At 63.2% G+C, this 13722-nt stretch carries 12 protein-coding genes and 1 tRNA gene; 7 read left to right on the forward strand and 6 right to left on the reverse strand.

Translation table 11 applies throughout. The features are described 5' to 3' along the window. Positions 1-88 precede the first annotated feature (88 nt). The 6 genes from H8S57_RS03640 to H8S57_RS03665 all read right to left on the reverse strand — a co-directional run bounded on the left by H8S57_RS03640 (position 89) and on the right by H8S57_RS03665 (position 7465). A tRNA-Gly gene (locus H8S57_RS03640) sits at positions 89-164 on the reverse strand. 38 nt (positions 165-202) lie between these two features. Beyond that, on the reverse strand, positions 203-1321 hold the full coding sequence (locus H8S57_RS03645; RefSeq protein WP_186906720.1) for a hypothetical protein: 1119 nt from the start codon (positions 1319-1321) through the stop codon (positions 203-205). 19 nt (positions 1322-1340) lie between these two features. After that, entirely contained in the window at positions 1341-1931 is a 591-nt protein-coding gene (locus tag H8S57_RS03650; protein WP_186906721.1) for a lactate utilization protein, read from the reverse strand. A 120-nt stretch (positions 1932-2051) separates the two neighbouring features. Continuing rightward, a complete protein-coding gene (locus tag H8S57_RS03655) occupies positions 2052-2921 on the reverse strand; it encodes a YitT family protein (protein ID WP_186906722.1) in 870 nt (289 codons plus the stop codon). A gap of 47 nt (positions 2922-2968) precedes the next feature. Continuing rightward, positions 2969-5215: a DNA gyrase subunit A gene (locus H8S57_RS03660; protein WP_186906723.1), complete on the reverse strand. Its 2247-nt coding sequence runs from the start codon at positions 5213-5215 to the stop codon at positions 2969-2971. Positions 5216-5473: 258 nt separating this feature from the next. Then, positions 5474-7465: a DNA gyrase/topoisomerase IV subunit B gene (locus tag H8S57_RS03665; protein WP_186906724.1), complete on the reverse strand. Its 1992-nt coding sequence runs from the start codon at positions 7463-7465 to the stop codon at positions 5474-5476. A gap of 486 nt (positions 7466-7951) precedes the next feature. On the opposite strand from H8S57_RS03665, the gene H8S57_RS03670 reads away from it, so the two are divergent. From H8S57_RS03670 to H8S57_RS03700, 7 genes are all read left to right on the forward strand, one after another. Beyond that, positions 7952-8209 carry a DUF2508 family protein gene (locus H8S57_RS03670; protein WP_186906725.1) on the forward strand — a complete coding sequence of 86 codons (258 nt, stop codon included), beginning with the start codon at positions 7952-7954 and terminating at the stop codon, positions 8207-8209. Between the two features lie 57 nt (positions 8210-8266). Then, positions 8267-8536, forward strand: a complete 270-nt coding sequence (locus H8S57_RS03675; RefSeq protein ID WP_186906726.1) for a pro-sigmaK processing inhibitor BofA family protein — start codon at positions 8267-8269, stop codon at positions 8534-8536. A 162-nt stretch (positions 8537-8698) separates the two neighbouring features. Beyond that, entirely contained in the window at positions 8699-9340 is a 642-nt protein-coding gene (locus H8S57_RS03680; RefSeq protein ID WP_186906727.1) for an S-layer homology domain-containing protein, read from the forward strand. Positions 9341-9361: 21 nt separating this feature from the next. Beyond that, positions 9362-9796: a MarR family winged helix-turn-helix transcriptional regulator gene (locus tag H8S57_RS03685; RefSeq protein ID WP_186906728.1), complete on the forward strand. Its 435-nt coding sequence runs from the start codon at positions 9362-9364 to the stop codon at positions 9794-9796. A gap of 92 nt (positions 9797-9888) precedes the next feature. Next, on the forward strand, positions 9889-10977 hold the full coding sequence (locus H8S57_RS03690; protein ID WP_186906729.1) for a putative glycoside hydrolase: 1089 nt from the start codon (positions 9889-9891) through the stop codon (positions 10975-10977). A 406-nt stretch (positions 10978-11383) separates the two neighbouring features. Beyond that, on the forward strand, positions 11384-11698 hold the full coding sequence (locus tag H8S57_RS03695) for a hypothetical protein (protein WP_186906730.1): 315 nt from the start codon (positions 11384-11386) through the stop codon (positions 11696-11698). Beyond that, entirely contained in the window at positions 11698-13722 is a 2025-nt protein-coding gene (locus H8S57_RS03700; protein ID WP_186906731.1) for a V-type ATP synthase subunit I, read from the forward strand. The genes H8S57_RS03695 and H8S57_RS03700 overlap by 1 nt, the downstream gene beginning before the upstream one ends.

The raw sequence follows: 13722 nt of genomic DNA on the forward strand, positions 1-13722 counted from the left end.
GCCTGCGGGAGAGACCCGGCTTTTGGATGCGCCCTCCGGGGCGGTGCTTATGAAAAAACCTCTCCGCATTCGGCGGAGAGGTTTTTTATGGAGCAGGTGACGAGGCTCGAACTCGCTACCTCCACCTTGGCAAGGTGGCGCTCTACCAGATGAGCTACACCTGCGGCGACGAAAAATATTATAGCGAATACCGCCGCCGCTGTCAAGTCTCAATTTTAGGATTTTCTGCGGGAATGGTCCCGCCTGCTTCCGGCTGGCCCTCCCAGGCGTAGCCGAGGGCGGCCAAATCCGTGCTGCTGCGGGGCGCGGGCTCGTCCGCAAAGGCGTCCAGCTGGTATTCCACGGCATTGACGGTGATGGTGTTCCAAAACCGTGCCTCCCCGGCCAGCGTCCCCTCCGTGACCGCGCAGGGCAGCTCCATCTGGTCGCACAGAAGCTGTACCGCAAGGGCCAGCCCCTCGCTGTCCGCCCCGCCGCCGCACAGGGCGTCCCAGGCGGTGCTGTGGGCGGAGCCGTCCGCCCCCGAGGGGGCACGCTCCGCCGCCAGCTGAGGCAGCAGATCCATCAGCAGGCCCAGACGGCCGTTCTGGCTATAGCGCTGGGCCTGAAGCGGAAGCACAAGGGCCTGGGCGGCGTCGGTCAGCTCCGCGCTTTTCCGCCGGAGGGCCTCCGCATCTCCGGGATAGGTCAAAAGGATCTCCACGATACGCTGGATCCCCGTGTCCGGATAGAGGGAGATCTCCACCGCCGGCATGCCCAGGGCGGCGGCGGGGGTGTCATAGTAGGCCTGGTGCACCAGCTCGGCGATGGAGGCGGCGTCTCCGACAAAGTATGCCACCCGCAGGGCCAGCTCGCCCTGGAACGCGGAGAGCGCCTCCCCCATCTCCCGGCGGATGGCGCTGGCCCCGGTGACGTTCACCAGGGCGCGGATCTGTTCCGGGGTGCGGCGGTAGGAGATATAGATGTTGGCCTCGTAGGTGGTGAGGATGCGGGTGTAGTCGTTCTTGATGAAGTCCACCGCATAGGCCCCCAACGGGTCTTCCCGCGCCACCTCCAGGCAGGCGCGGTTCAGGGCGTCTTCCACGTCCCCGTCGTAGTCCACCAGCTGCACCCGCCCCTCCTCCTGGCACTGGGAGACCAGGTACAGCACGGCCCCTACCAGCTCGGAATAGCTCTCCACCCGCAGGGTGGAGGGGTCCTCGCCCACAGCGGGCTGCTCGGTGTGGGGCTCCACCACGGTATAGGGGCGCTCCAGCAGGGAGGCGCAGCCGGAGAGCAGCAGGCAGAACGCCAGCAGCAGCGCCAAGATCCGTTTCTTCATACCCGCTCCCTTCTTCGGTTCAGAAGCCCAGGGCCTCGTTTACCAGGACCACCTCCGCCCGGCCGATCCCGCCGGGCTTCTCCCACAGCACGACCAGGGCCCGGCAGATGCGCTCAGGGCTGCTGCAGTCGTAACAGCGCTCCCCCCTGGCGGCGCAGGGGGTCTTCTTGTGCAGCCGCTGTGCGTTTTTGGGGGAGGCGATGTTCCGGGCCCGCCAGAGGGCGGAGTCGTAGTCCGGAGCGATCTTGTTGGCCCCCACGATAAAGTAGACCTCCTCATGGCCGAAAAGGGTGGAGGCCACCCGGTTGCCGGTCCCGTCGATGTTGACGAGTTCCCCGGTCTCGGCCAGCGCGTTCACCGAGGTCAGGTAGATGGGCGCGGCGGCGGCCTGCTGGAAGGTGCCGCCCGACCAGTGGCTGAACACGGCGGCGTGGGAGGACAGCCGTTCGGGCAGGCCCATTTCCGTCAGGGTCAGCGCCCCGCCGTGGCCCACGGTCTTGCCGTCGAGTTTCCGGTCTAAGTAGTCGGCGGCCTGGGCGGCCGTTTCAAAATACGTCACGTCAAAACCGCGCCGCTCCAGATTGGCGCGGAGCGTTTCATAGTCGGGCATAAACAGCGCTCCTTTCCGATGGGCCGGTTGTGCGGGCAGGGCCGTGCCCTCAGCCGCCCCTGCGGCGGCGATTCGTTCAGACAAGGGGGGATCGCGGCCCCTGTGCCGCCCCCCGGACCGTCAAAGATCGTTCTGCTTGTACTCCCGGAATCCATCCCCCAGCACCTCGTGGGCCTCGCAGACGATGAGGAAGGCGGCGGGGTCGATCTCTTTCACGGCCCGCTTCAGGGCCACGATCTGCTTTTGCTTGAAGGCCACCAGCAGCACCTTTTTCTCCGTGCCGGAATAAGCCCCCACGCCCTGCAGGATGGTCACACCCCGGTCGATGTCATGGATGATGGCGTCGCAGATGGCCTGATACCGGTCGCTGATGATATAGGCCACCTTGGCGTTGTCCAGGCCGTAAAGCACCCCATCCATCACGATGGAGGAGATATACAGGGCCACTAGTCCGTACAGAGCGGAACCCAGGCTGCGGAAGGCCAGAGCCACCGCCACGATGACCACCAGATCGATGGCCATGAGCAGCTTGCCCATGGGCAGCCAGGCAAATTTCAGCTTCAGCAGCCGGGCGATCAGATCGGTGCCGCCGGTGGTGGCGCCCTGAAGGAAGACCACGCCCAGAGAGGCCCCCATGAGCACGCCGCCGAAGATACAGGCCAGCAGCGGCTCCATGGGCTGGAAGGTGTAGAGCGCCGTGAGCAGGTCGATCATCAGCGAAGAGACCACCATCGCAAACAGCGAGGATACCAGCAGATGCCCGCCCAGCAGCTTCCAGCCCAGCAGGAACAGGGGGATGTTCAGCAGGATGACCACCGTACCGATGGGGGCCCAGGGCAGCAGGTGGTTGACGATCTGCCCCACGCCGGTGATGCCGCCGAAACCGATCTGATTGGGCACATAGCACCAGTTGAAGCCCACCGCATACACGGCGGAGGCCAGGGTGATCCAGAGATAGGGGATGAGATACCGCTTAAGCGCCTTCTTCATACAAGACCTCCCTTGAACGGCGAACGGTTGGAACGGGCAGACGCGGATCAGTCCAGCAGCGTCATCTGCTGCTCCCCGCGGTCCTCCTCCCGGAGCAGGGCCCCGGCTACGGGGAGGGAGCGGGCCCGATAGCGGGCGGCGTTGACGATGGGGGTCTGATCCAGGGGCAGGGCGGACTCCACGCGCCACTTGGGCTTGAGGGTCATGATGTTCACGCCCTGGGTGCTGCGGGTGGACTTGGGGTTGAGGCAGGCGGTGTGGAAGATGACCGCGCGGCCCTCGGTGGAGTATACCGCCATCTCCATGTCCTCCTGGAGCAGGTAGGCCGCCGCCAGCGGGGATTTGTCGCAGTAGGCGCCGGTCAGGCGCTTGCGCCGGGTCTGGGTCTGGTAGGCGGAAAGCTCCACCCGGGCGGCCTTGCCGTTTTGGAAAAAGAACAGCAGGTGCCCGGAATAATCGGCGGTGATGCAGGCCCAGAGGAAGGTTTCCTCCGCATCCATGCCCAGCTTGGTGGGCAGGTAGTCGCCCAGCACGCTGGCCTTGGCGTCGTCGAAGTCGCTGAGGCGGGCCTTGTAGCACTGCTGGCGGTCGGTGAAGACCAGCAGCTCGTCCCGGTTGGAGGCCTCCCACTGGAGGAAGGGGCCGTCCCCCTCCTTATACTTCTGCTCGCCGCTCATGCGCAGGGACTGGGGGGTGATCTTCTTGAAGTATCCCTCCCGGGAGCAGAAGACATGCACCGGATAATCGGGAACATCCTGCGCGTCCTCCGCCTCGGCGGCGGCCTGGAGCTCATAGACGATCTCGGTGCGCCGCGGCTGGGCATATTTCTTCTTGACGAGCTCCAGCTCGGAGACGATGATCTGTTTGATCCGGCCGGGGTCGCTGACAATGGCCTGGAGATCGGCGATCTCCTCCTCCAGCCCCGCCACCTCCTCGATCCGCTTGAGGATATACTCCTGGTTGATGTTGCGCAGCTTGATGTCCGCCACATACTCGGCCTGCACGTCGTCGATGCCGAAGCCGATCATCAGGTTGGGCACCACCTCGGCGTCCTCCTCCGTCTCGCGGATGATCCGGATGGCCCGGTCGATGTCCAGCAGGATGCGCTTGAGTCCCTTCAAAAGGTGCAGCTTCTCCTGCTTTTTCTTCATCACGAAGTAGGTGCGCCGCCGCACCCCGTCCATCCGCCAGGCGGTCCACTCGTCCAGGATCTCCCCCACGCCCATCACCCGGGGCATCCCGGCGATGAGGATGTTGAAGTTGCAGGCAAAGGAGTCCTGCAGAGAGGTGGACCGGAAGAGCTTGGACATCAGCTTTTCCGGATCGGCGCCCCGCTTCAGGTCGATGGTCAGCTTCAGGCCGTTCAGATCGGTCTCGTCCCGCATGTCGGCGATCTCGCGGATCTTGCCCGCCTTGATGAGCTCGGCCACCTTGTCCATTATGGCTTCCACCGTGGTGGTGTAGGGGATCTCGTAGATCTCGATCAGATTTTCCTTGGGCAGATGCCTCCATTTGGAGCGCACCTGGAAGGAACCGCGGCCGGTGGCATAGATCTGCCGCAGGGCGGCCTCGTCATACAACAGCGCGCCGCCGGTGGGGAAGTCCGGGGCCTTGAGGACCCCCAGCAGATCCGTCCCGGGATTGTTCAAAAAGGCTACGGCGGCGTCGCAGACCTCCCCCAGATTGAAGCCGCACAGGTTGGAGGCCATGCCAACGGCAATGCCCTGATTCGCGCTGACCAGCACGTTGGGGAAGGTGGTGGGCAGCAGCGCGGGCTCCTTCATGGACCCGTCGTAGTTGTCCACAAAGTCCACGGTGTCCTGGTCGATATCCCGGAAGAGCTCCCCGCAGACGGGATCCAGCCGGGCCTCGGTATACCGGCTGGCGGCCCAGGCCATATCCCGGGAGTAGACCTTGCCGAAGTTGCCCTTGGAGTCCACCAGGGGGTGCAGCAGGGCTCCGTAGCCCCGGGAGAGGCGCACCATGGTGTCGTAGATGGCGGCGTCCCCGTGGGGGTTCAATTTCATGGTCTGCCCCACGATGTTGGCGCTCTTGGTCCGCGCGCCCCCCAGCAGATGCATCTGATACATGGTGTACAGCAGCTTGCGGTGGGAGGGCTTGAAGCCGTCGATCTCCGGAATGGCCCGGGAGACGATGACGCTCATGGCGTAGGGCATGTAGTTGACTTCCAGCGTCTCGGTAATGGGCTGTTCCAGCACCTCGGGCCGCAGGCCCATGACGTTGGGGTTGTTGACTTTCTTTGCCCCCTCCTCGGGGGCTTTCTTTTTCGCCAATGGTATCAGTCCTTTTCTGAGGGGAAATCAAAAATTTATAAGCGAGAGGCGGGCAAAACCGGTACAAAAACGTCTTTTGGGGGACAGCCTGCAGCAGTTTTACCGCAGCGGCGGGCAGACACAAGGGCCGCTGGGCGCCTGCGCACCTATGGCGAATTGGACTGGGGACCGATCGCCGGCATTGTGGAGCCAATCGCCCCAATACCGGATCTCGCTGTACTCCTTCCGCGAGGCGTTCCGTCCAAATGCTCGCTTCCCTTACGAGATATCCGCCAATTCCAGATACTTATAGCCCTCGTTTGCAATATGGTCCTTGCGGCCCTGGAGGTTGTCCCCCAGCAGCAGGTCGAAGACGGCGGCGGTGTTCTCCACATCCTCGGGCATGACCTTGATGAGGCGGCGGGTGGCGGGATTCATGGTGGTCAGCCACATCATCTCCGGATCGTTCTCGCCCAGACCCTTGGAGCGGTTGATGGCGCATTTCTTTCCGGAAAGCGCCCCGTTCACGATCTCGTTTTTCTCCTTGTCGGAATAGGCGAACCAGGTCTTCTCCTTGTAATTGATCTCATAGAGCGGAGATTCGGCAATATAGACATATCCCTGCTGGATCAGGGTGGGGGTGAGCCGGTAGAGCATGGTCAGGATGAGGGTGCGGATCTGGAAGCCGTCCACGTCGGCGTCGGTACAGATGACCACCTTGTTCCAGCGCAGGTTGCCCAGGTCAAAGGCCGCCATATCCTTGGCGTGGCGGTCGTGCACCTCCACGCCGCAGCCCAGCACCTTCAGCAGGTCGGTAATGATCTCGCTTTTGAAGATCTTGGCGTAGTCGGCCTTGAGGCAGTTGAGGATTTTGCCCCGCACAGGCATGATGCCCTGGAATTCCGCGTCCCGGGAGAGCTTGACGCTGCCCAGAGCCGAGTCGCCCTCCACGATGTAGAGCTCCCGCCGTGCGGTGTCCTTCGTGCGGCAGTCCACAAACTTCTGCACACGGTTGGAGATATCCATGGCGCCGGTGAGCTTTTTCTTGATGTTCAGGCGCGTGCGCTCGGCGTTCTCCCGGCTGCGCTTGTTGATGAGCGCCTGGTCGGCGATCCTGCCTGCGTCCTGAGGGTTTTCGATGAAGTAGACCTCCAGCTGGGCGCGGAGGAACTCCGTCATGGCGTCCTGGACAAATTTGTTGTTGATGGCCTTCTTGGTCTGGTTCTCATAGCTGGTCTGGGTGGAAAAGTTGTTGGAGACCAGCACCAGGCAGTCCTCCACGTCCGCCCAGGTCAGCTTGCTCTCGTTCTTCTGATACTTGCCCTGCTGCTTGAGATAGCCGTCGATGGCGGAGACGAAGGCGCTCTTCACCGCCTTTTCCGGGGAACCGCCGTGCTCCAGCCAGGAAGAGTTGTGATAGTGCTCGATGCGCTGCACCGTGTTGGAAAAGCAGAAGGATACGCTCAGCTTCACCTTGTATTCGGGCTTGTCCGGGCGGTCCCGGCCCCGGCGCTCGGTCTGCCAGAATACCGGCGCGGTCAGGGCATTTTCCCCCGCCAGCTCGGAGACATAGTCGATGATGCCGTTTTCATACCGGAAATCGGTGGTCTCAAATTTGCCGCCCGCCTGATTGCGCAGGCGGAAGGTCACCCCCGCGTTGACCACCGCCTGCCGTTTGAGCACGTCCAGGTAGTAATCCAGGGGAATGTCGATGTCGGTAAAGACCTCCAGATCCGGCTTCCAGTGAAAACGTGAGCCGGTCTTCTTCCCGGCGTAGGGGGTCTTCTGCAGGCCGCCCACGTTTTCTCCCTTTTCAAAGTGGAGGGCGTACTCGTACCCGTCCCGATGGATGACCGCGTCGAAATAGGCGCTGGCATACTGGGTGGCGCAGGAACCCAGGCCGTTCAGGCCCAGGGAGTATTCATAGTTGTCCCCCTCGCTGTTGCCGTACTTTCCGCCGGCGTACAGCTCGCAGAAGACCAGCTCCCAGTTAAATTTCTGCTCCTTTTCATTCCAATCCACCGGGCAGCCCCGGCCGAAGTCCTCCACCTCAATGGATTTGTCCTCATACCGGGTGACGGTGATGAGACTGCCGTGCCCCTCCCGGGCCTCATCGATGGCGTTGGACAGGATCTCGAATACGGCATGCTCGCAGCCCTCCAACCCGTCGGAGCCGAAGATGACGCCGGGACGCTTGCGTACCCGGTCGGCCCCCTTCAGGGCGGAGATGGATTCGTTGCCGTAACTTTTGGGGGAAGTGCTCTTAGCCATGGGCCTCTCCTCATTCACATATTTTAACATCTTATCTTATCCCAATTGGGGGCGGGGTGTCAAGCAAAGCGGAAAAGAGCGTCCGCATTCCGTGGGAGCGGAATGGCGCCGAGCGGCCAAAGACGCTTATACTGAAACGGGACGATGCCCGCGTATGCGTGCCGTCAATCATAACCACCGGCCGTGCCGGTGGTTTTCTGTATACAAAAAGAGGAGGCCGCGCTTTTCAGCGCGGCCTCCTGAAACGGACAGTTGGCGTTGGAGGCTGGTTCAAGTCTTCCTTAAACGGGTTCCAATGCCGCTGTCTCCTTTCGCCTTTCGCCAGAGGGTGAGCTCACCCGGCACCGGCTTAAAAGGAGATGCTTTGCCTGTCCGGGTTCTAGTATGTCCCGGCCGCTCCGGGACATGCCTGGGGATTTTTGGTATAGAGGCTGTCATATTTGTCCAAACTGGAAATAGACTGAAACCAGAGAAGGAGGAGACGCTATGGCAGAAGCGGAAAGGACTTATGTGTTTCGCAGGCGGCGGGAGAGTGAGCGGGAACGGGAGCGCCGGGCCCTGCTGGAAAGCCTGGCCCAGACCCGCACTCTGATCGCACAGGCCTACTCGGGCTTCAACACGGCCCACGACGCCGATCTGATCGAATCGTACGTATTTGAGATCAACGCCCTCCAATCCCGCTACTCCTATCTGCTCCGGCGGGTAAAGGAGCTGGACGGGGAGCGGACGGTCAAGATAAGCTGACGCGGAAGGCGCGCCTGCCAAGGGACTGGCAAATATCCTGACGGGAGGTGGCTGGTCTTGGAGAGCCTGCTGAATGCCCTGCCCTGGATCGTGGGCGGCCTGGTCCTGGTGGCCGTGCTGGCCGCGCTGCGCAAGCCCCTGCAATGGCTGGTCCGGGTTTTGGCGCGGACGGGGGTGGGCCTGGCGGTGCTGTGGTGCCTGAGCGGCGTGGGCGGGGTGCTGGGCGTGAATCTGGGGGTCAACCTGCTCAACGCGTTGGTGCTGGGCGTACTGGGCGCGCCCGGATTCGGGCTGCTGCTGCTCATGAACTGGGCGCTGGCCGTCTGAATCAGATCAAAACAGCAGTCAGTCCGCGTGGCGGGCCTGGGCCCGCCACGCGGATTTTATAACGTTTCCCTAAAATTTCGTTGGATTCAGCGCTTGTTCACAGATTTTTAAAATCCATGTCGTACAATGAGAGGCACTCCATGACGAAAGGGAAGTGTCCCCATGAAAAAACGCCTCTCCGCCCTGACCTGCGCCGCCTGCCTGTGCGCGGCGCTGGCTCTGCCTGCCGCGGCTGCAGGCGCCCCGGCCGCCTCCGTTCCCGCCTACAGCGACGTCGCCGCGGACGCCTGGTATGCCGAGGCGGTGGAGGCGGTGTCTCTGGCGGGATATATGACCGGTACCAGCGAGACTGCGTTCAGCCCCAACGCGGCGGTGACCCGCGCCACCGTGGTGACCGTACTGTGGCGGCTGGAGGGCGCACCGGCGTTTTCGGTGGAAGCCCCCTTCCCGGACGTGGCCGCCGGGGCCTGGTATGAGACGGCGGCGGCCTGGGCCAAGGGGAAGGGCATCGCCGCAGGCAACGACAAGGGACGCTTCAATCCCGACAGCGCCGTCACCCGGCAGGAGCTGGCCGTCCTTCTCCACCGCTACGCCCAGTATAAGGGCGGCGATGTGGCGGAGGGCACCCTGAGCCTTTACAGCGATGCGGCAAGCATCTCCGCCTGGGCGCGGGAGGGCATGGCCCATGCGGTGGGGCTGGGGCTGATCCAGGGCAGCGACGGAAGAATCGATCCCGGCGGCGCGGCAACCAGGTCCCAGCTGGCGGTGATCCTGCAGCGGCTGATGACCCCGGCCATGGGCTAAGAGAGAAAGGAGCGGGCACGCATGGAAGAGCACGACATTTTCCTGTCTTATCTGCGGGTGACCCAGCATATGTCCCAGCAGTTCCGCACGCATTTCGGGCGTCTGAATTTGACGTTTCCGCAGGCTCTGGTCCTCACGGTGCTGGGAGAGGACGGGCCGGTACCCATCAGCACGCTGGCCGAGCGTACCGGCAGCGCAAACAGCACGGTCTCGGGCATCGTGGACCGGCTGGAGAAACTGGGCCTTGCCCAGCGGCAGCGCAGCGAGACCGACCGGCGGGTGATCTATGTCTGCGCGACCGAGAAATACCAGCAATTGCGCCGCCGGGCCGCCACCGACGTCGGGGGTTATTTCCGTTCCCTGATGAGCGATATGACGCAGGAGGACCGGGATCTGGTGGCCGCAGCGCTGAAGAAGCTGGATGCGGCCCTCGCGCTTCAGGAGGACCGGGAATAAAAAAGTGCCCGGCACAGTTTTTTTCCGGGGAAAATCGTGCTATAATATCTGCATCCTGTGATTGATTTGGCTTGCGGAGGAGGTGACGGCGGATGGCGGCCAAGGGGTATGGCACCTATCACGGGCGCAGCCGGCTGCGCCCGGCCCTGAAGGTGGTCATCGTGCTGCTGGTCGTCCTTCTGGTGCTGGCGGTAGCCACGCTGCTGCTGATGGACGGGCATATCGTCTACTCTTCCGACGGCATCCGGCTGGATCTGCCCTTCGTTCAAAAAGGGGGCGCTGAGGACCCGCCGGAGCCTGCGGGGAGTGCTCCTCTGGTGATCGACAGCCCGGTTCCCACACCGGCGCCCACGGCCACGCCCGAGCCGGAAACGCTGATGCAGGGGGTGCTGCTGCCCCGCGAGGCCCTCTACGACGGCACGGCGGAGGAGCAGGTGCGCCGGGCGGGGGCTGCCGCGGCGGTCTTTGATATGAAAGCCGACGACGGAAGCCTGGGGTATATCTCCAGCCTGGAGCTGGCGCAGGCGGGGGGCGTGTCCGCAGCCGACCCGGCCATCAACGGGGCCATCCGGGGCCTGAATGCGGGGGAGCTGTATACGGTCGCCCGGGTGTCCTGCTTCCGGGACAACGCGATCCCCCGCGCCGACATGAGCCTGGGCATCAAAAGCAGCGCGGGCAACTGGCGGGACGAGGGAGACTGCCGCTGGCTCAGCGCCGCCAATGCGGCCGCCCGGCAGTATGTGATCGGCGTGTGCGCCGAACTGGCCGAACTGGGCTTTGACGAACTTTTGCTGGAAAACTGCGCCTTTCCGGCCCGGGGCCAGGTGGACTATATCGTCGCCGGAGAGAATTATGATCCCGACGGCCTGACCGACGCGCTGGAGACCTTCTGCCGGGAGCTGGAAGAGGCCCTGGCCGATTACCCCCAGCTTAAAGTCTCCTTTGGGAGCAGTCAGGCGGTGCTGACCGGCGAGGCAAACGACCGCAGCGGCCAGACCGCGGCCTGGCTTGCGGAGCATGCCTGGCGGGTCTATGTCGCGGTGCCTGCAGGGGACGAGAGCGCCTATGAGCAGACGCTGCGCGCCGCCGGCCTGCCCGCCGGGCGCCTGGTGCCCGTGACCGAAGCCCCTGCCGGAGCAGGGGAGAATTGGGCTGTGCTGACTCGGACGCCAACCGAATGAACCGAGCAGGGACGTGCTTGCAGACGCGTCCCTGCTCGGTTTTGTTTCTGCAAAAAGGCTCGCCGCAAACTGCACAAACTTTTGCCAAAAACTTTGGCGAGAATGACGCAAGAACCGGGAAAATGTTTTGATTGAAAGGGGATGTACAAAATTTTTGCAGTAAATCTGCACGAAAATGTCGCTGGCCTTGCAAAAAACGAGAGAAGCAAAAAACTAAACCGACAATTTTAAACTTGAAATTCTGCGCTGTATGAAGTATCATTTGGGTATGATCGGGAGAATTTGTTTTTTGTCAAAATGACGCGGCGTACCCGGTGCTCGGCGGAGTGACGGCTGGCGGCCAAGACCCGCCAGCCGTCCGCTTGATGAGCGCCGTGCGCGCCATTTCGGAAAGGCGGTGAGAATTATGTCTCTGGAGGCAATCAAGCAGGTGACGCAGGCGGAGCAGGCCAACCAGGCCCGCAAGATCGAGGCCCAAGCCCAGGCAAAACGCCTGGTGGCGGAGGCGGAGCGGGCGGGCAGGGCCCGGCTGGAGCAGGCGCGCGCCCAGGCGGAGGAGCAGGCCCGCGCCCTCCTGAAGGAAGCGGAGGAAAAAGCGGCCCGGAATGCGCAGACGGTGACGGCGCAGACCCGGGAATCCTGCGAAGCCCTGCGCGGGAAGGCGGAGGGCCGCCTGGCCGAAGCCGCCCAAAGCATCGTGAGAAGGGTAGTGAATAGCTGATGTCCATCGTCAAAATGAAGCGGCTGCGGCTGATCGGTATGCGCTCGGAGCGGGAAGAGATGCTGCGGCTGCTTCAGCACATGGGCTGCGTGGAGATCGACGAGCCGTCCGATTGGCGGGACGACCCGGATTGGGCGTCGCTGACCCGGCCGGACACGGCGGCGCTCAATCAGGCGCGGGAGGCGAAGTCCGGCGCCGAGGCCGCGCTCAAGACCCTGAAAAAATACGCGCCCAAGGAAAAAGGTTCCCTGTTTAAGCCCCGGCCGGTGATCACGGAGGCCGCGCTCTTTGATAACGAGGCCTACCGCGCCGCACTGGACGATGCCGGACGCCTCAATGCGCTGGAGCGGCAGATCTCCGCTCTGTACGCCGAACAGGGCAAGCTCAAGGCCCAGAAGCTGGCTTTGGCGCCCTGGCTGGCGCTGGACATCCCCCTGGAGACCGCTTCCACCCAGGATGTGGCGGTCTTCTTCGGTACCGTGGCGGCCGCGGTGGATCTGGACGCCCTGGAGGGGGCGCTGGCGGCCGGGACGGACCTGGCGGCGCTTCTTCGGGCGGGGAGCGACGCGGAGCTGCACTATTTTGTGCTCCTCTGCCACAAGAGCCAGGAGGAGACCTGCCAGGCGGTGCTGAAGGAGTACGGCTTTTCCCGCTCTGCCCTGCGGGGCTGGACCGGCACCGCTGCCGAGAACGACCGGGCTCTGGACGCGCGGATGGCCGAGACCGAGGAAGCGCTGCGCAGGGCCAAGGAAGAGGCGGCCGGCTGCGCCCCCAAAGCGGCGGCGCTGGAGCAGTGCCTGGACCGGGCCTGCCAGGAGATCACCCGGGAGGAAGCCCGCTGCCGCCTGCTGGACACGGACCTGGCCTTCTTTTTGGAGGGATGGGTGCCCGTACCCGACGAGGCGAGGCTTCTGGAGCGCCTTGGGAAGTTCACCTGCTGCTGGGAGACCGAGGTCCCGGCGGCGGAGGACTACCCGGCGGTACCGGTCAAGCTCAAAAGCAACGTGCTTACCGAGCCGCTGACGACCATTACGGAGATGTATTCCCTGCCGGCCTACGACGGGGTGGACCCCAACGGCCTGATGGCCCCGTTCTATATTTTCTTTTTCGGGTTTATGTTCGCCGACCTGGGCTACGGCCTGATCCTGGCGGGGGCCTGCGCCTTCCTCCAATGGAAGGTTAAGCCCAAGGGAGGATTCGGCCAGCTGGTGCGGCTGATGATCCTGTGCGGCATCTCCTCCGCGGTGATCGGCCTGCTGACGGGCGGTTTCTTCTCGGACTTTCTGTATCAGTTTACCAACATGCTGGGCCTGCCCCAACCGGCGGTGCCCTTCCTCTCAGTTCCGGAAGGGAGCGGTCTGCCGGCCCCCCTGCTGGACGTGATGAACGAGCCGATGACCGTGCTCATCTTCTCCCTGGCCGTGGGCCTGGTACAGATCGTGGTGGGCATGGCAGTAAAGTTTTGGATGCTGTGCCGGGACGGTCAGATCATGGACGCGGTCTGGGATGTGGGGACCTGGTGGGTCATTTTCATCGGCATCGGCCTGTTTGCCGTGAATATGACCGGAATCTCCGGCATCGGAAGCGTGAACGGCATCCCGGTCGTGCTGATCGTGGGCTGCGTCATGCTGCTGGCGCAGGGCCGCAACGCCAAGGGCTTTGGAAAGGTGACCGCCGTGATCGGAGCGGTGTACAACGGCGTGACCGGCTACTTCGGGGATATCCTCTCCTATTCCCGCCTGATGGTCATGATGCTGGCGGGTTCCGTCATCGGTCAGGTGTTCAATATCTTGGGCGCCATGCCCGGCGGCGGCCTGCCCCCTGTGATCGGGATCCCCATTTTCTTCCTGGTCTTCCTCGTCGGCCACGCATTCAACATTGGCCTGAACGTGATCGGCACCTATGTGCACACGTCCCGCCTGCAATATCTGGAGTTTTTTAAACAGTTCTATAAAGAGGGCGGCCGCCCCTGGCGCCCCCTGAACATCGCCACAAAATATGTAGACATCAAGGAGGAACAGTAA

This window comes from Lawsonibacter hominis (genome assembly GCF_014287895.1).
GTDB lineage: Bacteria > Bacillota > Clostridia > Oscillospirales > Oscillospiraceae > Lawsonibacter_A > Lawsonibacter_A hominis.

Coding starts and splice junctions, on each gene's coding strand:
- H8S57_RS03655 (WP_186906722.1), bottom strand. CDS start 2,921: ATGAAGAAGGCGCTTAAGCGGTATCTCATCCCCTATCTCTGGATCACC.
- H8S57_RS03650 (WP_186906721.1), bottom strand. CDS start 1,931: ATGCCCGACTATGAAACGCTCCGCGCCAATCTGGAGCGGCGCGGTTTT.
- H8S57_RS03685 (WP_186906728.1), top strand. CDS start 9,362: ATGGAAGAGCACGACATTTTCCTGTCTTATCTGCGGGTGACCCAGCAT.
- H8S57_RS03680 (WP_186906727.1), top strand. CDS start 8,699: ATGAAAAAACGCCTCTCCGCCCTGACCTGCGCCGCCTGCCTGTGCGCG.
- H8S57_RS03670 (WP_186906725.1), top strand. CDS start 7,952: ATGGCAGAAGCGGAAAGGACTTATGTGTTTCGCAGGCGGCGGGAGAGT.
- H8S57_RS03690 (WP_186906729.1), top strand. CDS start 9,889: ATGGCGGCCAAGGGGTATGGCACCTATCACGGGCGCAGCCGGCTGCGC.
- H8S57_RS03645 (WP_186906720.1), bottom strand. CDS start 1,321: ATGAAGAAACGGATCTTGGCGCTGCTGCTGGCGTTCTGCCTGCTGCTC.
- H8S57_RS03665 (WP_186906724.1), bottom strand. CDS start 7,465: ATGGCTAAGAGCACTTCCCCCAAAAGTTACGGCAACGAATCCATCTCC.
- H8S57_RS03700 (WP_186906731.1), top strand. CDS start 11,698: ATGTCCATCGTCAAAATGAAGCGGCTGCGGCTGATCGGTATGCGCTCG.
- H8S57_RS03695 (WP_186906730.1), top strand. CDS start 11,384: ATGTCTCTGGAGGCAATCAAGCAGGTGACGCAGGCGGAGCAGGCCAAC.